This is a genomic window from Thermodesulfobacteriota bacterium (assembly GCA_040754335.1).
Classification (GTDB): Bacteria; Desulfobacterota_D; UBA1144; order Nemesobacterales; family UBA2774; genus 2-12-FULL-53-21.
Genome location: JBFMCV010000001.1, coordinates 107,375 through 130,461, shown reverse-complemented (window position 1 = coordinate 130,461; position 23,087 = coordinate 107,375). Strand labels below are relative to the sequence as shown.

The 23,087-nt window shown below is 54.3% G+C and carries 18 protein-coding genes; 7 read left to right on the top strand and 11 right to left on the bottom strand.

All coding sequences use genetic code 11. From position 1 onward, the window contains the following. Positions 1 to 271: 271 nt before the first annotated feature. Positions 272 to 760, top strand: coding sequence for a hypothetical protein (locus tag AB1598_00620; GenBank protein MEW6143500.1), 489 nt, complete (start codon positions 272 to 274; stop codon positions 758 to 760). Positions 761 to 1,428: 668 nt separating this feature from the next. Beyond that, positions 1,429 to 1,698: a hypothetical protein gene (locus AB1598_00615; GenBank protein MEW6143499.1), complete on the top strand. Its 270-nt coding sequence runs from the start codon at positions 1,429 to 1,431 to the stop codon at positions 1,696 to 1,698. Here AB1598_00615 and AB1598_00610 read toward each other — a convergent pair. Both AB1598_00610 and AB1598_00605 read right to left on the bottom strand, forming a co-directional pair. Beyond that, positions 1,695 to 3,473: an adenosylcobalamin-dependent ribonucleoside-diphosphate reductase gene (locus AB1598_00610; GenBank protein MEW6143498.1), complete on the bottom strand. Its 1,779-nt coding sequence runs from the start codon at positions 3,471 to 3,473 to the stop codon at positions 1,695 to 1,697. The two genes, AB1598_00615 and AB1598_00610, sit on opposite strands and share 4 nt — an antisense overlap. A gap of 202 nt (positions 3,474 to 3,675) precedes the next feature. Continuing rightward, the gene (locus AB1598_00605; GenBank protein ID MEW6143497.1) at positions 3,676 to 4,149 is read right to left on the bottom strand and encodes a YbaK/EbsC family protein; all 474 of its coding nucleotides are present in this window, start codon (positions 4,147 to 4,149) and stop codon (positions 3,676 to 3,678) included. 286 nt (positions 4,150 to 4,435) lie between these two features. Here AB1598_00605 and AB1598_00600 point away from each other — a divergent pair, with 286 nt between their 5' ends. Next, entirely contained in the window at positions 4,436 to 4,747 is a 312-nt protein-coding gene (locus AB1598_00600; protein ID MEW6143496.1) for an MTH1187 family thiamine-binding protein, read from the top strand. Positions 4,748 to 4,842: 95 nt separating this feature from the next. On the opposite strand, the gene AB1598_00595 is transcribed toward AB1598_00600, so the two are convergent. The 4 genes from AB1598_00595 to AB1598_00580 form a co-directional block, all read right to left on the bottom strand. Further along, the gene (locus AB1598_00595; GenBank protein ID MEW6143495.1) at positions 4,843 to 6,288 is read right to left on the bottom strand and encodes an RtcB family protein; all 1,446 of its coding nucleotides are present in this window, start codon (positions 6,286 to 6,288) and stop codon (positions 4,843 to 4,845) included. Between the two features lie 54 nt (positions 6,289 to 6,342). Beyond that, on the bottom strand, positions 6,343 to 6,891 hold the full coding sequence (raiA, locus tag AB1598_00590) for a ribosome-associated translation inhibitor RaiA (GenBank protein MEW6143494.1): 549 nt from the start codon (positions 6,889 to 6,891) through the stop codon (positions 6,343 to 6,345). 64 nt (positions 6,892 to 6,955) lie between these two features. After that, on the bottom strand, positions 6,956 to 8,719 hold the full coding sequence (locus tag AB1598_00585; GenBank protein MEW6143493.1) for an alpha/beta fold hydrolase: 1,764 nt from the start codon (positions 8,717 to 8,719) through the stop codon (positions 6,956 to 6,958). 84 nt (positions 8,720 to 8,803) lie between these two features. Next, positions 8,804 to 9,193, bottom strand: a complete 390-nt coding sequence (locus tag AB1598_00580) for a DUF6864 domain-containing function (GenBank protein ID MEW6143492.1) — start codon at positions 9,191 to 9,193, stop codon at positions 8,804 to 8,806. Between the two features lie 407 nt (positions 9,194 to 9,600). Here AB1598_00580 and ppsA point away from each other — a divergent pair, with 407 nt between their 5' ends. Then, positions 9,601 to 12,024 (top strand): phosphoenolpyruvate synthase, encoded by a 2,424-nt coding sequence (gene ppsA, locus AB1598_00575; protein MEW6143491.1) that lies wholly within the window; start codon positions 9,601 to 9,603, stop codon positions 12,022 to 12,024. A gap of 23 nt (positions 12,025 to 12,047) precedes the next feature. Here the strand turns inward: ppsA and AB1598_00570 are convergent, their stop codons facing one another. Beyond that, positions 12,048 to 12,776 carry a hypothetical protein gene (locus AB1598_00570; protein MEW6143490.1) on the bottom strand — a complete coding sequence of 243 codons (729 nt, stop codon included), beginning with the start codon at positions 12,774 to 12,776 and terminating at the stop codon, positions 12,048 to 12,050. A 290-nt stretch (positions 12,777 to 13,066) separates the two neighbouring features. Here AB1598_00570 and amrS point away from each other — a divergent pair, with 290 nt between their 5' ends. Beyond that, on the top strand, positions 13,067 to 14,212 hold the full coding sequence (gene amrS / locus AB1598_00565) for an AmmeMemoRadiSam system radical SAM enzyme (protein ID MEW6143489.1): 1,146 nt from the start codon (positions 13,067 to 13,069) through the stop codon (positions 14,210 to 14,212). Between the two features lie 80 nt (positions 14,213 to 14,292). Then, a complete protein-coding gene (gene amrB / locus AB1598_00560; protein MEW6143488.1) occupies positions 14,293 to 15,150 on the top strand; it encodes an AmmeMemoRadiSam system protein B in 858 nt (285 codons plus the stop codon). A gap of 76 nt (positions 15,151 to 15,226) precedes the next feature. Here the strand turns inward: amrB and AB1598_00555 are convergent, their stop codons facing one another. From AB1598_00555 to AB1598_00545, 3 genes are read right to left on the bottom strand one after another with little or no spacing between them, the layout of a single operon-like run. Then, the gene (locus tag AB1598_00555) at positions 15,227 to 18,406 is read right to left on the bottom strand and encodes an efflux RND transporter permease subunit (protein MEW6143487.1); all 3,180 of its coding nucleotides are present in this window, start codon (positions 18,404 to 18,406) and stop codon (positions 15,227 to 15,229) included. 5 nt (positions 18,407 to 18,411) lie between these two features. After that, positions 18,412 to 19,524 (bottom strand): efflux RND transporter periplasmic adaptor subunit, encoded by a 1,113-nt coding sequence (locus AB1598_00550; GenBank protein ID MEW6143486.1) that lies wholly within the window; start codon positions 19,522 to 19,524, stop codon positions 18,412 to 18,414. A 6-nt stretch (positions 19,525 to 19,530) separates the two neighbouring features. Further along, positions 19,531 to 20,985 (bottom strand): TolC family protein, encoded by a 1,455-nt coding sequence (locus tag AB1598_00545; protein MEW6143485.1) that lies wholly within the window; start codon positions 20,983 to 20,985, stop codon positions 19,531 to 19,533. A 300-nt stretch (positions 20,986 to 21,285) separates the two neighbouring features. On the opposite strand from AB1598_00545, the gene AB1598_00540 reads away from it, so the two are divergent. Further along, positions 21,286 to 21,585, top strand: a complete 300-nt coding sequence (locus tag AB1598_00540) for a hypothetical protein (GenBank protein ID MEW6143484.1) — start codon at positions 21,286 to 21,288, stop codon at positions 21,583 to 21,585. Here the strand turns inward: AB1598_00540 and AB1598_00535 are convergent. Next, positions 21,563 to 22,816 carry an SGNH/GDSL hydrolase family protein gene (locus AB1598_00535; protein ID MEW6143483.1) on the bottom strand — a complete coding sequence of 418 codons (1,254 nt, stop codon included), beginning with the start codon at positions 22,814 to 22,816 and terminating at the stop codon, positions 21,563 to 21,565. The genes AB1598_00540 and AB1598_00535 overlap by 23 nt on opposite strands. Positions 22,817 to 23,087 lie beyond the last annotated feature (271 nt).

Here is a 23,087-nt window from a genome sequence, read left to right as displayed (position 1 = left end):
GGGCAGTTGGTGAAATTAAATTTACATACAAGCACGGCTCAGTATCGCTACGGCAGGTCGGATTCGCTGCTCCGATTATTATATAAAAATACACCGATTATTTCAAATCACCTCATCCGTCCCTGTCGCGGCGGGAAGGGCTTCACGTATTTAGCTTCTGTACGTGTTCAGCCCAGCCATCCGTTGCCGAATCCGGATATAAGCTCTATTATTAGAATTATACGCATCAATGTTAAGGAATTGTTAAGACGTCCGGAAAAGGAGAAGTTAAATGAAAAATTTATTGAGTAGAGCCCTGACGTATCTCTGCCTGGCCGTGCTCTGCGCAGGAATAACTCTGACCGTAACGGGAGCAGAAGCCCTGGACGGCGCGGCCTACGGACACGCAAGAGGCATAATGCTCCAGATAGACCCCGAGACGGAAGAGCTCGACCAGGTATCCGAGCCCGTTGGCGACCTGTCCGGGGAGCCTGTCGGCGCGCCTACAGAGTCGCTCGACGAGGTATCGGAAACGGACGACCAGGCGTCTGAAGAAGTCGGCGACGATATAGCGCCCACCGAGTCCCTCGATGAAGTCTCCGAGACGGACGATCAGGCTTCCGAGGAAGTAGGCGAGGATTCGGAAACGGCCGAGCAGGCGTCTGAAGTATTGCCCCCCGGACCCGAGGGGGAGGAATACCCTCTCGAAAACCAGGCGCCCGTGCAGGAAGAAATGCCTCTAGGCGACAGGGAGGCCGAGGGGAGATGGATAGGCGAATAGCACACGCACATAGTGCGTTCTATGATCCCTTCCAACTCCTCCGTTTAACGTCTCCAATACTAAACCATTCATACTTCGATCCTTCGACTTCGCTCAGGAGATGGCACGCAAGGACAGCGAGTTCAGGATTATCTTGGGTCCATTATTCCGTTAAATCAGTGGAGTGATTTAAGGATCGTATACGAGCGCAGGTTCTGCGCCTCAGTACGAACGGTTTTTTCTTTGCTTTGTCGTTTTACCGACATTCACAGAATCGGCGTTAAGGAATCGGTCGCAAACGCACGGAAAAATCTATCAGGGAACGAATGCAAGCGAGCGCGCATTCGGACGCCCTTCCCTATCAGAAAGAAGTTAATTAGCTTCGGACATCACTAAACTACCATGCTATTTGGGGCGGAATTGATAGATTTTTAGCGTTTACGAACGATTTTAGCCGAAATTCTGTGTAGTCGGATGATTTTTGCTTCTTTTCATCAAGGAAAAGAAGAAAGAATTTAGTTGTCTCTTATTCTTTTATAAACCAATCATATAATCTGTTTTACGATTCCTTCCAAGTCCTCTGCTCAAATCAGCAACGAATTCAAACCCGTTCATACTTCGATCCTTCCCGGCTAGGGCTAGGGCTTTGATCGAGATGAGCGACTTCGCTCAGGACAGGCGCGGCGGTCATGCTGAAGAAAACGTCCCCCACCCGTTCAGAATATGAACACCGGTGTTCAGATAACGAACACCCGGGTGTTCAAAATTTGAACCCTAAGGAATACACAGTTGAAGGAAGCACGGGGAAGGAAGACACAGTAAAAAAAGAAGCGCGCAAAAAACAAAAACGCGCGCATGAAGAAGCTCGCGCTTCTTCGTCTTTTCACGCTCTTGACGATTATGGCATAGTTTTGAGAGCCGTGCTTGGCGTGACAAGGCTCCGCAGGGAAAACGCCTAAAGCCTGCAGGCCTCGGGATCGCACCTGGTGAAATATTCCCTTTCGAACGCCTTCTCGTCGGTCTCTATCTCGAGCACCTGCTGACTCCTCGATCCGTATCGGAAGACGGTAATCCCTTTGCAGCCCAGGCCGTAGGCCTTGAGATATGCGTCCTTCACTTCACTGACGCCCGCGCTCTCGGGCATGTTTATGGTTTTCGAGACGGAATTGTCGACGTGCATCTGGAACGCAGCCTGCATTTTTATATGCTGCACGTAAGGTATATCGAGGGCCGTAACGAATAACCTCTTCATATCCTCCGGGACGCCCCCAACCCCGCTTATGCCGCCCTTCTCAAGCATCTCGCGGATAACGCGGTCATGGAATTCTCCGGGAGATAGTCCCAGCTTCGTGCCGTATTCTAGGAATACGGGGTTTATTTCATAAAGGGTCTCGCCCCCGAGCACGTTTTTTCTTCTGTAAGCGAGCGCAAAGAGCGGCTCTATTCCGGAAGTCGTCCCCGCTATGATGCTTATCGTGCCCGTCGGGGCTATGGAGGCGAGCGTTCCATTCCTTAACCTCTTTCCCTGCCGCGCATAATCGCTCTTCTCCCAGTTCGGGAACGCTCCCCTCTCCTCCGCGAGTCCGGCCGACGCCTTAAACGCCTCGTCGTAAACGAAGGACATGAGCCTGTCCGCGTAATCCACGGCCTCAGCCGAATTATACGGGATGCCGAGCCTGATGAGCATCTCCGCGAATCCCATAACGCCCAAGCCTATCTTTCTGTTTGCTCTCGTGACCGAGCCGATCTCGGGGGTCGGAAATTTATTCACGTCGATCACGTCGTCGAGGAAACGGACTCCGTCCCTGACGTGTCTTCCAAGCTTCTCCCAGTCGACAGCCGCCCCTTTATCGTCGAGCATGGCGGAAAGGTTGACGGAAGCCAGGTTGCAGCTCTCGTTTGGGAGGAGCGGGAGCTCGCCGCAGGGGTTGGTAGACTCTATCTCACCCAGGTCCCTCAGGGGATGAGCCCTGTTTATGGTGTCGAGAAACAATACGCCCGGGTCCCCGGTCTTCCATGCGCATTCGGAGATCTTCTCAAAAACTTCCCTTGCCCGGAGACTCCCCGAGACACCGCCCGATCTCGGGTCGATAAGCTCGTACGTCCCGCCGCTTTCTAGGGCCTTCATGAAGACGTCCGTTATGCCTACGGAGAGGTTGAAGTTCCTGAGCTCGCCTTCCCCGAGCTTGGCCGTGACGAATTCGAGAATATCCGGGTGGTCGACCCGGAGGACCCCCATGTTGGCGCCCCTCCTTCTCCCGCCCTGCTTTATATTCTCCGTTGCGCTGTCGAATATCTTCATGAAGGACACGGGGCCCGAGGACTCCCCTCCCGTGCTCGAGACGACCGAGCCCTTGGGGCGGAGCCTCGAGAATGAAAATCCCGTGCCTCCGCCCGTCCTCTGTATGAGGGCCATGTTCTTTACCGCGTCGAAAATATCCTCGATCGTATCGTCCACGGGCAGGACGAAACAGGCGCTCAGCTGGCCGAGAGGTGTGCCTGCGTTCATGAGCGTGGGCGAGTTGGGAAGGAACCGGAGCTTGCTCAGCATCTCGAAAAACCGCTCTTCCCACATACGGGCCGAGGAGGAACCTCCGTAGACGAGCTCGGCCTCGGAAACCCCTTTCGCGACCCTCCCGAAGAGCTCTTCAGGGGTCTCGATCACAGACCCCTTGTCGTCCCTCCTGAGATACCTCGCCTTAAGCACCTTCTTCGCGTTTTCGGACAGATACAATGGGTTCTCCGGTCTAGGAAGTATAGGACAGAAAATATTGGAGCGACAGGGAACCTAAATAAATGTGCTTATGAGCGTTAATAAAATATGCTAAACCCCGTGCTAAGACCGGGCCCGTTCCGAGCTCGGCTCAGGAGAGGAACCGGCTTGCCGCCTTCAAGCATGCCGGCGTGCGAGGCGCCGGACCCGAACAGATAACGGCTTAATTCATCGGTTCCGAGAAATCGGCCACTACAGGTTTTACCAGCTTCTCGAAATCCCGGTAGCTCATCCTTATCATGTCCGTATGCGTCCCAGCGTTGAACACGATCTCCTCGTCGTCCGAGAGCGCCTTCGCCACGTAGACCGGCAGGCTGTAAAGGTTCCCGAACGGAGGCATTGCCCCAACCTCACAATCGGGGAACATCTTCTCGAACTCTTTCTCTTCGGCGATCTCGACACGTTTCCTGGCCATCGCGCTTCTCAAGTTTTTAAGATTGATTTTATAACACGCGGGCAAGACCACGAGAGCGTAGCCTTCGTCGGTTCTTACGACCACAGATTTGGCCAGCTCTTTTCCCGGGACGTGCGCGGAAGCCGCTATTTCCTGCGCAGTAAAGGCCGGACTATGATGAAGCTTACGGTAATTTACCGTATTGCCGTCCAGATAGTCCTCTAATCTTTTGAGCACACCCATGCTTATCACCTCCCTCTGACCTCTGCCAATATCCTGATAATTATTATATAACATTTGCCTCAAATAATACATCCCACATCTGCCTTCCCGGGGAGAACCGCCGAGTACCGGTTATCAGGAGAATTAACCTTGTAACCGGAAGCCGTGTCCGTGATATAATGAGATCGAGCGGCCGCGACGCTCGTTCTCCGCAAGACATGCCGCATGATCGAGGCCGATCTCTTCGTACAAACACCGGAATCCAAAGAGCGCCGCGCGCGGAATCTCATTTCAAGGGGGGCTTGATATGGCTATAGCCGAGATTACGGTCATACCGATAGGCACGCCGTCGCCAAGCATAGGGGACTGGATTGCCGAAGCGGTGAAGGTTCTGGAAAAGGAAAAAGTGAAGTACGAGGTGAGCCCGGTGGGCACGCTCCTCGAAGGCGATAATGCCGATTTATTCAGGATAGCAGCAAAGATGCATTCGGCGTCTTTCAGGAAAGGGATCAAGCGCGTCGTAACCACTATCGTTATCGACGACCGTCGGGACAAGGAAGTGACGATGAAGAGCAAGGTGGCTTCGGTTAAGAGGAGGCTCAGAAAAGCCGCAAAATGAGGCCGGGTTAATTCTACGCTTCTTCCGTTTTATTTCTATTTATGAGGAGTCAGCACCCAAGTAACCAGGGTGTCACCGAACGCTGCGTATTCAGATCATCCCTTAACTACGCCTATGGGTCTCAAGCGTGCGACCTTGTTCGCTATGCCCGCGTTATGGACGACGTCGACTACTTCCTCGATCTGCTTATACGCCTCGGGCATCTCCTCGTACACGGTCTTCCTGCCCCTTGCCATGACCACTATCCCTTTCTCGCCGAGCTCGGAGATGATGTCCCTGCCCCTCCCGAGCTTGAGCGCCTTGGTGCGCGAGAGCACGCGCCCAGCTCCGTGACAGCTCGAGCCGAACGTTTCGTCGAGCGCCGCTTCGGTGCCTACGAGCACGAAGGACGCCCTCCCCATGTCGCCGGGTATGAACACTGGATGGCCCACGTTCTTGTATATGTCCGGGATGAGCGGATGACCCTTGGGGAAAGCCCTCGTCGCGCCTTTTCTGTGGACGCACACCTTTTTCCTCTCCCCGTTCACCTTGTGCGTTTCGAACTTCGCTATATTATGGCTCACGTCGTAGACTAGGCTTCCTCCGAGCTCGGAGGGGCCGATCCCGAATATGGAGTAAAAGGAGTCCCTGACGAAGGACATGATCACCTGCCTGTTCACCCAGGCATAGTTCACCGCGGCCGCGAACGCCGAGAGGTACCTCCTCCCTTCTTCGGAATTGATATGGGCGCAGGCGAGCTGCTTGTCCGGGAGCTCGAGGCTCTTCTTCCTCATGTAGGAGAGCATGACGTCTATGTAGTCGGTGCATATCTGGTGTCCGAACCCCCTCGACCCGCAGTGAATGAGGACGCACACCTGGCCCTTGAAGAGGCCGAACGAGTTTGCGACAAACGGGATGTAGACCTCGTCTACGACGTCTATTTCGAGAAAGTGGTTCCCCGAGCCGAGCGTGCCTATCTCGTCCTTCCCCCTCTCGTAAGCCCTCTCGCTAACTGCGGCCGGGTCTCCGCCGGGAAACGTTCCGTAGTCCTCGACCCTTTCGGAGTCCTCTTTCTCTCCGTACCCGTTCTGTATAGCCCAATTGATCCCCTTCGATATTATCTGTTTGTAGTCCTCCTGCGTGAGCTTTATCTTGCCCCCCTCGCCGAGCCCGCAGGGGACGCGGCGGAATATCTCCGTGACGAGGTCCCTGAGCGCGGGCTTCACCTCCCCCTCCGTGAGGTTAGTCCTCATGAGCCTCACGCCGCAGTTTATGTCATAGCCTACTCCCCCCGGAGATATAACCCCGTCTTCTGCATCGAAAGCAGCGACGCCGCCGATGGGGAAGCCGTATCCCCAGTGTATGTCGGGCATGGCTATGGAGTATTTCTGGATGCCGGGGAGATAGGCGACGTTCATCACCTGCTCGAGGGCCTTTTCTTCTCTTATGGCTTCGAGCATTTTTTCGGTCGTATATACGCGCCCGGGGACGAGCATCCCGCCTGTCCTGGGAATCTCCCAGAGGTAGTCGTGTATCTTTCTGACTTCTATCCTTTCATTCACCGTTCACTTCTCTATAAGAAAATTTTCTGAGCCCCCATCCCGCACCGGACTTCCCTAGGGCGTAATGACGCCGTACTTCCCGGACTTCTTCCTGTAGACGACGTTGAGGTCACCCGTGTCCTTGTTCCTGAAGACGAGGAAGAACCTGTCCTCGTCCTGGAGCACCGAGAGCGCCTCCTCGGGCGTGAGCGGCTTCTCTATAGAGAGCCTCTCCTCGGTTATCAGCCCCGCCTCGCGTGGAGAAGGCTCTTCGACCCTGCGCTTCGCCTTCTCGCGCGCGATGTCCTTCCTTATCTCGATCCGCCTTTCCTTTAGCCTGTTGAGCTGCTTGTCGATATCGTCGAGCGTGAATTCGAGGGACATGAACGTATCGTTCGACTCCTCCCATGCGTGGAGCGCCCCGCCGCCAGGGGTCTTGAGGTAGAGGTCTATGTCCACCCGGTGCCTCTCCCTGTGCTTCTCCACGGTGAAGGTAACGACCGCCTCCACCTCGCCCTCCCCCATCTCCTTCAAATGCCGCTCCAGCTTCGAAAGGCCGTGCTCGGTCATGCTCCTTATGTCTTCGGATATGTCTATTCCCTTCCCTATGAACTCAATTTTCATATCTTCTCCTCTTGTATTTTATTCGATCGTCGCATATCTACAAACACTCCATACCGCTCGGGCGCTACTCCTGCATTACATAAATCCCGGGCGCATCGGCTATAGGCGCATACCCCTTCTTCGGAGCCCCCATACGAGGCGGAGCTGTTTTATCCCCCGAGCGCTTCCTGAGCCACGCTTCCCACGCCTCCCACCAGGAGCCTTCCTTCCCGGGCGTCCTCGCGGTCCAGCTTTCGGCGTCGATGTATGAATCGTTCTCTTTCCTCGTCCCTATGCGGTAGCTCCTGCCGGGGTGTCCCGGCTCGCTCACAATGCCCGTATTATGGCCGCCGCTCGTGAGCACGAACGTCACCTCGGTATCCGCCAGGAGATGGATCTTGTAAACGGAGCGCCAGGGGGCCACGTGGTCCCTCTCGGTCGATACCACGAACATCGGCACCCTTATATCCGTGAGAGAGACGGGCCTGTCTTTCACGAGGAACCGGCCTTCGGCCAGGTCGTTGTTGAGGAAAAGGCTCCTCAGATAGTCCGAATGCATACGGTAGGGCATCCTCGTCGCGTCCGCGTTCCAGGCCATAAGGTCGAACATCGGCTCGCGCTCTCCCAGGAGGTAGTCGTGCACCATGCGCGACCAGATGAGGTCGTTCGACTTGAGAATCTGAAACGCCCCCGCCATCTGCCTCGTATCCAGGTAACCCTGCTCCCACATGAGATCCTCGAGAAACGCTAGCTGGCTCTCGTCGATAAACAGCATAAGCTCCCCCGCCTCGTGAAAGTCGGTCTGCGCGGCGAGAAGGGTTATGCTTCCGAGCCTGCCGTCCCCGTCCCGGGCCATAGCGGCCGCTGCGATCGCGAGGAGCGTCCCGCCGAGACAATAGCCGAGTGCGTGGATTCGCCTCCCGTGGATTATGCCGGATATGGCTCTCAAAGCTTCCATTATCCCCAGCTCCAGATAATCCCCCATGCCTGTGTCCCTTTCTTCGGGCCCGGGGTTTTTCCACGATATCATAAAGACCGTGTGTCCCTTATCGACCAGGTATTTGACGAGAGAATCATGCGGAGAGAGGTCGAGTATATAATATTTCATGATCCAGGCCGGGATAATAATGACGGGATCGGCGTAGACATCTCTCGTCGAGGGCTCGTACTGTATAAGTTCTATCAGGCGGTTCCTGAATACGACCTTTCCCGGTGTAACGGCGATTGTTTTCCCGACCTCGAATTGTTCAGTACCGACCGGTTTTTTCCCGATTACAGCCCGCTCCCAGTCCTCGAGCAGGTTGAGCCACCCCTTGAACAGGTTATTGCCGCCTGACTCCAGCGTTTTCCTGAGAATTTCGGGATTCGACGGTATAAAGTTGGAGGGAGCGAATATATCGAGTATCTGACGAGTAACGAAGGAGACGACCTCCTCATGGTGGCGGTTGACTCCGTGGACCCCTGTAGTCGCATTGTGGAACCACTGCTGGGTCAGGAGGAACGACTGGTACATGAGATTAAACGGCATCCGCCGCCACTCCTCGCCGCCGAACCGCTTGTCCTGGGGCAGCGGCTCGATGCAAGGGCAAGGCTGCGCTCCCGGCTGAGACGCGCACTTCACAGCGTAAACGTAGAACCTGACTGCCTTCCTGAGCGCTTTCTGCACGAGCTCGAGCTGCTTCGCGGGCGATATGCTCAGATGGACGAGCCAGTCGAGGTAGGCCATCATGAGAGCCGCGGGCGATACGCCGAGCGTGAACCTGCTTATCGCGGTATGGATCATCTTGTCCATACTCGAAAGCGCGTTCGGGAAATCCGCTTCCCCGTCCATATCCTCTCTGATTCTCATAGTCATTTATGCACTGTCCTTGGAACTCTCTCTCCCGCTCCCCCTCCACTACTCGCAGTTAGATCACCGTCATGACCTTCGCTCTCAGGACGTGTAAAAAGAATATTGCAGAATTTTCTGAGAGGCCGATGAATGCCCCTCTGCCTTAAAATTGAGATACAGTCCGATCCCCGCATACTCTCCCAGGAGAATCGGACTTTCATTCGAGACCCCGTCCGGGAAGCTTGAATTATAAATTGTAAGCTCGTATCGGGCCGAGCCGCCGATATCGTCGGGGCTCATGCCTTCAAGGGGATTTACAAGCTCATATCCCGAGTCCCTGCCGGAATCTTCTCTGAAAACGAAAGTTACGTCTATATCGAAGACGCTGCGGTCGGACATGGGGAGCTGAAAAGACAGCGTGACGTCCTCGTCCTCGAATTGGATCGCCGTCCCGCCCGCCCTCAGACTTAGAGGCCCCGATTTTATATGCACAGGCAGCATACCCTTAACCCGCTCAACCCGGCTTCGGTTGCCGGATTCAAAACATGTTATTTGATCTACGAATGCCAATAATATAGGTGCAATCATCGTACCACGGAATGGTATAGCGTAACCAGTCGGTATTACGCAGTTATTTGCAATGCAAGCCCGTGTCGAGTGTCTTAAAAGCTTACAGAAGCCGTTCATGCTGCTTCTTATGCTCAATATTCATCCAGCCGCTCCCAGACCGATATGATATCGCGCACGGCCATGAAAGGGGGGTTCCTGTAGCCGGACTTATTTCTGTAACACACTTCTGCCTGACTGTGAAGATACGCATCCGAGCTTGGTAGAAATATTGCTATACTTAATACCAGAACGACCCAAAACCGCAAAAATCTTTGGCTCCGGAGAACGCTATGAACGGACAAAGCAAGTACATTCGCTTCTTTGACGAGATAGGGATAGAAGACGTCCCGCTCGTCGGCGGCAAGAACGCCTCCCTAGGGGAGATGTATAGAGAGCTCACCGGGAAAGGCGTCAAAATCCCCAACGGGTTCGCCGTGACGGCAGATGCGTACCGGCACGTATTAAGCTCGGCCGGAATCCTCGATCGGCTCAGAGGCGCCATGTCGGGTCTCGACAAGAGAAACGTGGCCGATCTTGCGAACCGGGGCAAGAAAGCGAGGGACCTCATTCTCGGCGCGGGAATCCCCCCAGACCTCTGGGAGGAGATAAGAAACGCCTATGATAAACTCTCGGAGCAGTATGGACATGATGCCGATGTTGCGGTGAGAAGCTCGGCGACCGCGGAAGACCTTCCCACAGCCTCATTCGCCGGACAGCAGGAGTCCTATTTGAACGTACAGGGCTACCAGTCCCTTAAAGAGGCGTGCTCGAAGTGTTTCGCCTCCCTCTTTACGGACAGAGCCATATCCTACCGCATCGACAACAACTTCGATCATTTCAGAGTCGCCCTCAGCATAGGCGTGCAAAAGATGGTCCGTTCGGATCTCGCGACGAGCGGAGTCATATTCACGCTCGATACGGAGACCGGATTCCGCGACGTAGTCTTCATAACGGCGTCCTACGGGCTCGGAGAAAACATAGTGCAGGGCGCGGTCAATCCGGACGAGTACTACGTCTTCAAGCCGACGTTCAGAAAAGGGTACAAAGCGATTATAAAAAAGGAGCTGGGTGAGAAGAAGATAATGATGGTCTACGGAGCGGGAGGCTCGAAAACGCTCACGCGGAACGTGGAGGTGCCCGAAGCCGACAGGAGGCGCTTCTCGGTCCCCGATGAGGAGATACTCAAATTAGCGGATTATGCGGTGAACATAGAGGAACACTATTCAACGAAGTCGGGAAAAGCCCAGCCGATGGACATCGAATGGGCAAAGGACAGCCTGACCGGGGACCTCTTCATCGTCCAGGCGCGTCCCGAAACCGTCCAGTCGCAGAAAGACATGGACGTGCTCGAGACATATCTTCTGGATAAAAAGGGGCCTGTGCTGGCTCGAGGCAAGAGTGTGGGAGAAAAGATCGCGGGCGGAAAAGCACGCGTAGTCTACAGCATTGACCAGCTTTCACAGGTAATGCCGGCTGAGGTCGTAGTCGCCGACACCACGACCCCCGATTGGGAGCCGGTGATGAAAACCGCTTCCGCAATCGTAACCAATAGAGGAGGGCGGACCTGTCACGCGGCGATCGTGAGCCGCGAGCTCGGAATACCCGCAGTGGTGGGCGCCGAGGGAGCGACCGAAAAAATACGGACGGGAGAGATCGTGACAGTCAGCTGCGCCGAGGGCGATGACGGGATAGTTTACGAGGGAGACCTGCCTTTTCATATCGATACGATCCACCTGAAGGAGCTGGAACGTCCCAAAACCAGGATCATGATGAACATGGCAAACCCGGATCTCGCCTTTTCCCTCTCCATGATCCCCAACGACGGCGTCGGGCTCGCGCGAATGGAGTTCATAATCACAAGCTACATCAAAATACACCCAATGGCTCTCGCGCACCCGGAAAGGGTCTCCGATCCCGGTATCCGGGACCAGATTAACAACCTGACTTCCGGTTACGGGAATAAGGGAGATTACTTCGTCGATAAGCTCGCGCAGGGTGTCGGAACCATAACGGCGGCTTTTTACCCCAAGCCCGTAATCGTCAGGATGAGCGATTTCAAAACCAACGAGTACGCGACCCTGATCGGCGGGCAGTTCTTCGAGCCCAGGGAAGAAAATCCCATGATCGGTTTCCGGGGGGCTTCACGGTATTACGACGAGAGATACAGGGAAGGCTTTGCGCTCGAGTGCAGGGCTATGAAAAGGGTACGCGAAGAAATGGGGCTCGATAATCTCATTCTGATGGTCCCGTTCTGCCGGAGGACGGACGAGGCAAGAAAGGTTCTGGACGAGATGGCTAGGAACGGGCTTAATAGGGGAGAGAACGGACTCGAAATTTACGTCATGTGCGAGATTCCAAATAACGTCATATTGATCGACGAATTCAGCCGGCTCTTCGACGGGTTTTCCATCGGCTCGAACGACCTTACGCAGCTCACGCTCGGCGTCGACCGGGATTCCGAGCTTGTGGCTCACGACTTCGACGAGAGAGACCCCGGCGTAATGAAAATGATCTCGATGACCATAGAAGGAGCCAAACGAAACAAGCGGCACAGCGGCATCTGCGGTCAGGCGCCGAGCGACTACCCCGAATTCGCCGAATTCCTGGTAAGAGAAGGGATAGACTCCATATCCCTCAACCCCGATTCCGTTATGAAAACCACCCTCAGAGTGCTAGAGCTCGAAAAAGAGCTCGGCGGAAAACGCAAGGTCTGATATTTCTTCGGGTGTAGCGGTTATCAGTACGACTTCTCATCTATAATCCATTTTTCGTTGAATTTTATATTCTCGAGGACCTTGTAGGATTGCTCTTTCAATTCGGGGTCTTTTTTCTCATCGACCGATACGTGCAGGAACATAACTTCATAATAAAAAGTGTTCCTGTCCTTCTCGAGATTGTCATATGGACCGTCGAACACATAAAATTCGACGACTTCATAGAAATATTTATCGCTCGGCATGAGCTTAATATCACGGAAAGTCGTGGTTGGGCCGCCCGCCTTGAACTGGAGCCGTTTGGACGTTATGAAGCTGTAGCTTGCTTCGGCACAGACGCCTTCGATACTTTTACACGTAACAGTTTCATAATTTACGACCTCAATCCCGAGCTCCTCATTCTTTATCAGCTCCCTGTCATGGTAATTCTTTACCCAGTTCCGGAGATATTCGTTATCGAGCTTATCGCTCCATTTCCTGAGTCCGGTCGTGATATAAATAAAGTACAAATCCTCCTCGTCTCCGCTCGCCAACCTGAGCCTGTCCTCGCACGGATCGGGACCGTAGAGCACCTCGGTCCAGTGTGTGTCCACGTACCACTCACCCTCCGCTGGCGGGAGCATGGATATGCAGCCGCTGATTATCCGCTCCGAGGGGTCCTCTATAGGGACATATTTCGTTGACGAGCAGCCGGGCAGGAATATAACGGGTGAGATAAGAAGTATTAATAAGAGTGTCGCTATACCGGTCATGTCATAGTTTCTGAAAAGCCGCTTTCAGTCCGGATCGGCAATGCCAAATCTCTCAACACAACATGACGCCCTCATGCCCCAATATAAAGCAAACCGCCTTCGGTTGTCAATAGACCGGAAATCCCGGGGAAGGGACGAGACGCGCCTGTTTTCGCGCCGGTTCTATGTCCGTATGCGGAGAAAGTGGATGCCGAACGGGTTCGATGGCCGTGGCCATAAGAGCCTGTAACAAATCTCATTTCGCAAGGATGATATAATATATGCTATGAAGTAAACAAGGTAAAAAGTACATGGAAAAAAGAAAGTTTATCGCACCATATACGGTAAGCGGAGGGTGGTGGCACCGGCTGGATGATGAAAGGGTGCAGTGCGACCTATGCCCCAGGTACTGCAGACTTCGCGTGGGACAGCGCGGCTTCTGCTACATCCGCCGGGCGCAGGGCGGAGAAATCGTCCTTACGAGCTACGGGCGCGCTTCGGGCTTTTGTATCGACCCGATCGAGAAAAAACCCCTGAATCATTTCTACCCCGGAACAAGCGTATTATCATTCGGAACAGCAGGATGTAATCTCGGATGCAGGTTCTGCCAGAACTGGGATATCTCCAAGGCAAAGCAGGACGAAAGACTCACTTCACACGCTCTTCCCGAAGACATTGCACTCGAGGCAAAACGACAATCGTGCAAGAGTATCGCATTTACATATAACGACCCAGTTATTTTCGCCGAGTATGCGACGGACACCGCTCTGGCAGCGCATGACCTCGGGCTAAAGACCGTCGCCGTGACAGCGGGTTATATATCACGCGAGTCGAGAAAGGAGTTTTTTGCCAATATAGATGCCGTAAACGTCGACTTAAAAGCGTTTACGCAGGAATTCTACGGGAAAATATGTCTCGCCGAGCTTGAACCCGTCCTGGACAATCTGAAATGGATAAAGAACGAGACGGATTCGTGGCTCGAAATAACCACTCTTTTAATACCGGGCCGCAACGACTCGGCCGAAGAGATCGAAAGGCTCAGTCAATGGGTCCTGGATAATCTCGGCCCGGACGTTCCGCTTCACTTCTCGGCGTTTCATCCCGACTTTAAAATGACGGACGTACCCCCTACCCCTCCGTTGACGCTGAAAAAAGCCCGGAGAATCGCAAAAGAGACAGGCATAAACCACGTATATACGGGAAATATCCACGACCCTGAAGGCGAGTCCACGTACTGCTCTTCCTGCGACAGCCTTCTGATCGGGAGGAGCAGGTACGAGCTCGGGAAATGGAATCTTGATAAGAACGGGCGCTGTACGTTTTGCGGAACCGCGCTGTCAGGCCGCCTCGACCCGGAGCCCGGAAACTGGGGATCACGAAGACTCTCCGTAGATATAATGCCAATACCAAAGAAACACGGACACGTTCCTTCCGCAGATGATACTTACGGTGCTTAGGAAGCAGGATCGTCAATGTACGGCATACAAGCAGAAATTGTTTACGGGCGCGGATACGGAGGCATGACGGCCGCAAGATAATGAAGAACATCAGACCATCGATCGGGGGTGCGTGGTATCAGCGAAACCCCCGGCTCCTTGTCAAAAGCATAGAACGGTACATATCGAATGCGGAATTAAATAAACCCGTCGGTGAGGTAGTCGGCATCATAGCGCCGCACGCCGGTCACATGTACTCCGGGCAGGTCGCCGCATACGCATACAAGTGTATAAGAGGCATGGAGTTCGAAACAGTTGTCATCGTTTCACCGTCTCATTTTCTCTCTTCCGGAAATATTATCACTTCCTCTCACGATGCCTACGAAACTCCTCTGGGGACAGTGGAAATAGACAAGGACTTGATGAACGCGCTCAACCGTACACTCATGGAGGCGTACAAGGAAGAATTGGTCCCCGTAAGCAACGATCCGGAACACGCGGTCGAGGTCGAGCTGCCCTTCCTGCAGTACATGCTGGGCTCTCCCCGTATGCTGCCCGTAATGCTGTACGGCTCAAACCCGAGGGCCGCGAAAGCGCTCGGACATTCACTCGCTCGTGTCATAGCCGGCCGCAAGGTTCTGCTCATAGCAAGCTCGGATTTGTCTCACTTTTATCCGGACATCCCGGCGAGAAAGTTCGATGGAGAGATGCTCCGCAGAATTGGAGCATTCGATCCGGACGGCGTCTCGGAAGCAGAGAGCGAAGGAGCGGGTTTCGCCTGCGGGAGCGGCGCTATAGCCGCGGTATTATGGGCTTGCCGCGATCTGGGGGCCGACCGCGTGGAAATCCTCAATTACGCCAATTCGGGCGACGTTACGGGTGACTACGAGTCCGTTGTCGGTTATGCGGCTGCGGTAATAGTCAGGACCGGTAAAGCCAAATCGCTCAATAAGGCATGACGCCCTCACCGCCGAATGTAAAGCAAAACTTCTACGGTCTTCCATTGACCGGAAATCACGCGCGTACGGGACGGATCTAGGATACCCTGCTCCTGTACTCGTAGTAGAGCAGCGGTACCATCGTTCTGGATATGAGAGTCGCCGCTACCTCGCCGGCCATGAGCGAGATCGCAAGGCCCTGGAAGATTGGATCGAAGAGAATAACGGACGATCCGACGACAACAGCGGATGCGGTGAGGAGCATAGGCCTGAACCTTATGACTCCTGCCTCCACTACGGCGTCCCCGAGGGCCATGCCTTCCGACAGCTTGAGCTCTATAAAATCTACGAGTATGATCGAATTCCTTACGACTATGCCCGCGCCCGCGATGAAGCCTATCATCGACGTCGCGGTGAAGAACGCGCCCAGGAGTGCGTGTCCCGGCAGTATGCCGATCAGCGAAAGGGGGATCGGGGCCATAATGACGAGCGGCACTATGAAAGACCTGAACCATCCCACGATCATGACGTATATGAGCACGAGGACAGCGGCGAAGGCTATTCCCAGGTCCCTGAAGACTTCGTAGGTTATCTGCCACTCGCCGTCCCATTTCATCGAATACACGTCTTCAAGAGGGGGCTGAATGGAGGAATACTGTTTCAATACGTATCCTTCCGGCAGCTCGAGGCCGTTAATCGCTTCCCCCATACCGAGAATCGCGTAGACGGGGCTCTCTTCCCTCCCGGCCACATCGGCAGTTACGTATACGACCCTCTTCAGATTCTTTCCGTAGACGGTCTTGTCCTCGACGGTTTCCCTAACGTCGGCAAGTTCCGAGACGCTCACTTGTCCGCCTTCGGGCGCGGCGACCCCTATCTCCTTCAGGCTTTCGATTCCGGCCCTCTCGGATAGAGGGGCCCTCAGGACGAGCTCTACCGGCTCCTTGTCCTTCTCTACGTGAGCGAGGCCGGCGGGGCTCCCGGAGAGGAGGATCCGGAGCGTCCTCGCAATGTCCTCGGGGCTTATACCGTTCCTAGAGGCCTTCTCCCTGTCGACCTCGAATACCGCCTTTTTCTGATCGTCCTCGACGTACCAGTCCACGTCGACGACTCCTTCCGTCCCTTCAAATATCTTCATCACCTGACGGGCTATCTCTGTCTGCCGTTTCGGGTCGGGCCCGTATATCTCGGCGACGAGAGTGCTCAGCACCGGGGGCCCCGGCGGGACTTCTGCGATTTTTATCCTGGCGCCATACTTATCTCCTATCTCCTTGATGCGGGGCCTTATCCTCTTGGCTATGTCGTGGCTCTGGGCGTCCCTCTCGCCCTTGGGAACGAAATTCACCTGTATGTCGGATACGTTCGGGCCCTCTCTCAGGAAATAGTGCCTTACGAGGCCGTTGAAGTTGACAGGGGCCGCGGTGCCGGTGTAGAGCTCATAGTCGAGGACTTCGGGCACAGTCCCCAGGTAATCTCCAATCTCCCGCGACAGAGCGGCCGTATCCTCGAGTGTGCTCCCCTCGGGCATGTCTATTATCACCTGGAGCTCGCTCTTGTTATCGAAAGGTAGCATCTTCACAGTCACGGCTTTGAAGAGTACGAGGAGGCACGACGCCGCGAGCAGGAGAGATACCAGCGCATAGGCCTTGACCCTCTTTTTGCCGCTTCCGAGAAGCCCTCTGAGATTCCCCTCGTATATATGGTTGAGCCTACTCAGGAGCCTGCCCTCTTCACCTTCGGGCTTGCCGGACCTTTTTACGCCCCTGAGCACGATGTAGCTCAGCCACGGGCTGATTATGAACGCGATGAATAGCGATATCAGCATGGCCGCGGACGCCCCTATCGGTATGGGTCTCATATATGGCCCCATGAGCCCCGACACGAACGCCATCGGAAGTAACGCGGCTATGACCGTGAACGTGGCCAGTATGGTCGGGTTCCCGACCTCGTCTACCGCCCTTACGGCGACGGCTGCGCTCACGCCCGATATCTTGAAGTGCCTGTAAATATTCTCGACGACAACTATGGCGTCGTCGACGAGTATGCCGATCGAGAAAATAAGCGCGAAGAGTGTCACACGGTTGAGCGTGTAGCCGAACATATATGTAACGAATATAGTGAGCGCGAGAGTGACAGGTATCGCCACGAGCACGACTATGGACTCCCTCCATCCGAGCGCAATTGCGATTAGGAACGTGACCGAGAGGGCCGCGATGAACATATGCTTCAGGAGTTCGTCCGATTTCTCTTTAGCCGACTCGCCGTAATTCCTGGTCGTTTCAATCTCCACCCCCTCGGGTATGACGCTCCCTTTCATGTGCTCGAGCTTCTCATGGAGCCTCTCGGCGATGTGAGTCGCGTTCGTGCCCTTTTTCTTGGCGAGCGAGACCGTGACCGCTTCAGAATACCCTTTCCTGTATTTTTCAGAAGCCCCGCCGAACCCTATGAATACGTACTCGGACGGCTCTCCGGGCCCGTCCGTTATACCGGCGACGTCACGGAGATAGACCGGGCGTCCGTCGCGAACGCCGACCGTGACACCGCCTATATCGTCCGCATTCCTGAGGAATCCCTCCGTCTCGACCACATACTCACCGACGGCAGAGGGGAATGCGCCGCTCTTGATGGTGAAATTAGACTTGTCGAGAGCGTCCGCGATACCCAAAGGGGTGAGTGAGTAAGCCCTTAGCTTAGCCGGATAGAGGGTAATGGTTATCTGTCTCCGCTGTCCCCCTGTTACTCTGTATTCCGAGACCTCGCTGTCCTTTTTGAGCTCATCGGCGACTTCATATGCCACCCTCCTCAGCTCATAACCGCCGTACCTGTCGCTCCATAGCGTGAACGCCAAAATAGGCACGTCGTCTATAGATTTCGGTTTTACGAGAGGCTCGGACACTCCGGGAGGAATCATGTCGTAATTTGACATGAGCTTGTTGTAGAGCCTTACGATGCTGTCCTCCATGTCCTCGCCGACATAGAACCTCACTGTCGCGACGCTCATCCCCGGTTTGGACATGGTATAGAGGTATTCGACGCCTTCGACCTCCCAGAGGAGCTTACCCATGGGTCTCGTCACGCGCTCCTCCACCTCTGCGGACGAAGCTCCGGGGTAGGAAACGAAAACATCGACCATGGGGACGATTATCTGGGGCTCTTCTTCACGGGGGGTTATGATCACGGCGAATATGCCCATCGCGAGAGACGCGATTACGATGAGCGGCGTGAGCTTCGACTCAATAAAAGTGCCGGCTATTCTGCCCGCTATTCCCGTATTCATAACAGTCAGTCGACCTCGACGCGCACTCCGTCGGTTACCCTGCCGGCCCCTTCCACTACGACAACGTCGCCGTCCCTGAGCCCTGACAGCACCTCTACATTACCGTCATATTCCCTGCCGGTCCGGACGAGCCTGTATGTCGCGGTCCCGTTTTCGTCTACTGTATAGACCCCTTCGAGCTGGCCTTTTTCCACGACGGCGGAACGGGGAATGAGTATCGCCTCACGCTTGCCCGACGGTATGAGGACGGTACCATAGAGACCCGTCTTCAGGGACTCGCCGCCGAGCCCGATCTTCACGAGGAAGGTCCTCGTCGAGGGGTCGACCGCCGGAACGACCTCCGTAACCGTTCCCTCGAGACGGCTGCCGAGCGCGTCCACGTCGGCGTAAACGGTCATGCCGGGCTCGAGCCGGCCCGACATTTTTTCGTCGACATTCACATCCAGCCTGAAAGAAGAATTGTCCTCAACCCTGAGCAGGACACGGCCGGGGACGGCCATGCTGCCGACTTCCGCTTCCTTCCCGGTCACGATGCCCGTGACAGGGGACCTGATCTCCGTGAATCCCAGGTTGATCTCGGCTTCCTCCATATTCGCTTTGGCCCTGCCGAGCGATGCCCGCGCACGCTCGAATTCGCTCGCGGCTATTTCCCTTTGGCTCTCCATCTCGTCCATTTCATGAGCGGATATGGCTTTATCGTCGTAAAGGCTCTTATACCTCTCGTACGTGAGCTCCGTGAGGCGTTTGCTGCTCTCCGCCGTCTCCAGGTAATGGAGCGCCTCGCTGTACGCTTCTTTCGCCGCAAGCGCCCTCTGCCTGAAGTCCCTGTCGTCAAGCGTGAGCAGGACATCTCCTTCCGCAACCGTGTCCCCTTCACGCACCTTAATGGAGGTTACGGTGCCCATCGCCCTGCTCGCGACGTCGCTTACGGTTTTAGCCCTCACGGTCCCGGAAGTACTGTAATATTCGACGACCACTTTTTTGTGGACTCTCTCCGTCCCGACGCCCTTGATAACGTCACTATCGGCGTCTTTTTTATCGGAATCCGAGCCGCCCCCGCAGGAAGCAACGAGTAGAAACAAAATCAGCAATACCCTTATGCTTTTCATGCCGTTCATATCGGTTTAATCCGTTATTCCTAAATCATCGAGAATAGTCCCGCTCTCGAACGAGAGCCTAGCGACCGAGACTAAGCACCCGTTGCGTTTGGAGACGAGGTTTGCCCTCGCCCTGTCGAGATTAAGCTGCGAGTCGAGGAGGTCGTAGAACGGAGACAACGAGTTTTCGTACCTCTTCCTCACGAGTCTTGTCCCTTCCGCCGCCGTTTCGAGAGATTTCTCCGCGAGCTCCACGTTCTTCTTCGCTTCCTCGACAGCGAGATAGGAATCGTATACGCTCAGGGAGACGCTCTTTTTCATGCCTTCGAGGCTCTCCTCGATCTGCGATGCCGTGTGGCTCGCCCTCGCCCTCTCGTACTCCCTCCTACCTCCGTTGAAAATCTCCCATCGTAGGAAAGCCGCTACGAACCAGCTGTCGCCTTCCGAGCCGAACGGCACGTCCCTGTCGTTAAGCTGGTACGTGCCCCTAACACCTATCCTCGGAAGGTATCCCGCATCGGCAATGCTCACGTTCGTCTTGGCACTTTCATAACGGTGCTGGAGGGAGGCCACATCCTTGCGCGAGAGGGATTTCTCAGCGTAGTAGTCGAATTCCCTGAGCTCGATCTCTTCCGTCACGGCTTCGGTATCGACCGACTCGTCGAGACCGAGTAGGAGCCCGAGAGAACGCTTAGCGACCTTGAGGTTCTTCTCCGTGCTCACGAGCTGCTGCTCCGCCTCCGTTACAGCGGTCTCCGCCCGGAGCGTGTCCGAGTAAATGCCCATGCCCGACTTGAACCTCGAATTCGCTATCCTCAGCTGCTCATTTGCGTCCTCGAGCGCCTTCCGCGCGACCTCGACGAACTCCTTCGCAGTCCCGACCTGCACGTAGGTCTCCACTACCCTGAAGGCGACATATTCCCTCTGCCTTCCGTACTCTTCCCTCTTTGCCAGATATTCTTTCTTGGCCGATTTCAGGGCGAGCGCCTCCTGTACTGCCAATACCGGCTGCTCCACGGAGATGTCCGTCTCGAAATCGCTAACAGGGTCGGGGTTATTCAGGCTCGAGATCTCGAAATCGGACTCCTTGAAACGTCCCTCGTTCAGCTTGATGGAGAACACCCCGGTCGGGTTGTTAGTGCGTACGAAGGCCTCCTCGAGATTTATTTGAGGGAGCAGATAACTGCGCGAAATGCCTACGTCCGCCTTCTCCGCCGAAACGGAACTCTCGAATGCCCTGAGCTCGTTGTTGTTCTCGAGCGCGGTACTGATGGCGTCCCTGAGGTTGAAAACGACATCTTCGGCAAAACCGACGCGGGCGATAAGAAAGAGAAAAACAAAACAAACGGATACGTTTCCCATCTTACCTTTTATTATCATCTTGTGATTTTTCTCGACTCCGTCGAATAATTCAAGACCGCTCCCTATAATTTTCGGAGCGCGTTCTCTATCTTCTTCCTCGCCCTCCTTACGACCGTTCAAAAACATCAGTTACGATGCATATGCGTCTATGCGGGATGCAGAAGTAATTTTATTCGATATTAAATTATGGCAAGAGCGATGCCATCCGATTATTTTGCATGTTAACAGGAAGTTATAATCAATTTCAGGGAGCCTGCAAGTGTAAGAATATAGGACAGATGACAGACAAACGAACATACGGTCCCAGCAGGCCTTGCCGTGTATTGACTCGGAATAAGATTCTTTGTAGTATGGGGGAAGTCGGTTATCCGCACCGCATTCTTAAGGCCTGATAATCAGTCACTGCAGGGAGAGACGAAAATGAACGAAGCAGGCGGCCGGAGATTGATGCCTGTCGCGATCAGAGTCCTTCTCTGGATTCTCATCGTGATCGTCGTCCTCGGCGCAGCTGCTTACGTTGCGTTCCAGGTCAGTCCCCGTCCCGCGGTTCTGATTATCAGCCGGCTCTTTAAATCGGGAGGCTCGAAGGTATCCCGGGCGCTCGAGAAACACGTCCCGGACAGTGACCCGCGCGGGGCCAGCGGCGGACTCACCGCACAGCTTCGATACGGCGCGAAGTTCCTTCGACGAGAGAGTTTCAAAAGGATTTTTCTAATATGAGGTCAGCGATCCGTTCGTTAGTTTTAGGACCGTAATGCGTACCGTCGTTTCCTGTATCCAGCTCTTCCTCGGTAAGGCCCGACAGGTCGTCCATAAAGTCATAACAGACGATCTCTCCCGAACAGATAAATCGAGTCATCTCATCCCAGGATTTCTTATACGAATCTTCTGTCTTATACCTTCTTATATCGGAGTCCGTGGGAAGAACGATCAATGAAAACCGAGCGCCATTAGATTGAGCTTCCCTGCCCATCTCGTCGATGATTCCTTTAGTCACTGTCTGAGCTTCGGAGCGCGCGTCCATGACGCTCTCCGAAATACCGAACGTTCTTTCGTACTCGAATTTCACGCGGTTGAAGAATTTTCTGAGAAGCTTGAAAACAACAAAATTGTCGAGCAGGTACACAGATTCATACATGGAGCTGTAGTAATTATCATATTTTCTCAGGTGCTCCCTGTACCGGGACTGTACAGAATCCCGGTTATCCTCGAATAATTCTTCGAGCGAGCCGTAGGGAGGCGGTATAAGCTCGAGTTTCCCGCCTTCGATAACAAATACGGGTATGTTATAGCAATAATATCCAGCCCAGGAGCCGCCGATATATCTGTTCACGTTAATATCCCTCCACAGGTCCATGTTCGGAACGAACACCAGGAATACACGGTCGAATTCGAGTTTGTCTTTTAAAGTCCGAAACCTAAGAAACGCCTGTCCCGTGCTGTAGCCTTCGACGCCGAAATTCACGAACTCCACGTCCGGCCTTTTTTCATTCAGATAGTGAATGATTGTCTGGTCCTGCGGAATGGTAGCCCCGGCGGTATAAGAATCGCCGAAAAAAAGGACCCGCTCTCGGTTGTGCGGCTTATCCGGGGAAAGCGGCTCGCTTGATCTCGCTCCGAAGTTGTTGGAATGTCTCCAGCCGTTGGTTGAGATGTAATTTTCCCCGACCGTGAAACCCAGCAGCGGGTCGTCCCTGAGAATGGGGAAGAAATCGTCAAACCTCAGCTTCTTCCCGTCAACGACTTTGAAATCGAACAGCTCGCGTTTTTTGCCGCTTTCCCATTCCGGAATAATATCCGAGGGGATAAGTTTGAAGGGGGGCAAATCTTTGTTAAAAAGCACTCCGTAGGAGTTATTAGACGGACGCACCAATAAACGCAGCCCGATCTCCACGAAAACAAGAGTCAGCAGAGCGGTTATAACCGAGAGAATAATATGCTTGTGTTTCATTTCTGTTGGTTGAATATTTAATCAGAGCTTTTCGAACGCCGCATCCGATTATCGGTTCCGCGAAACCCGCATTCAACCGCCTTCTCCACTGCAAACGGGGATATAACTAATATTAAATAAATATCAATTTCGGCACAAGGTACATATTTTGACCGAATTGAGTTAACGGGTCAGGACAGGGACAGCCTTCCCGGGATCCGGAAATTGAATCGTGGATGTGCGTACCGGGGGTATACAGTCGGGGTGAGAGGGATCGAATGTGATGATAAAA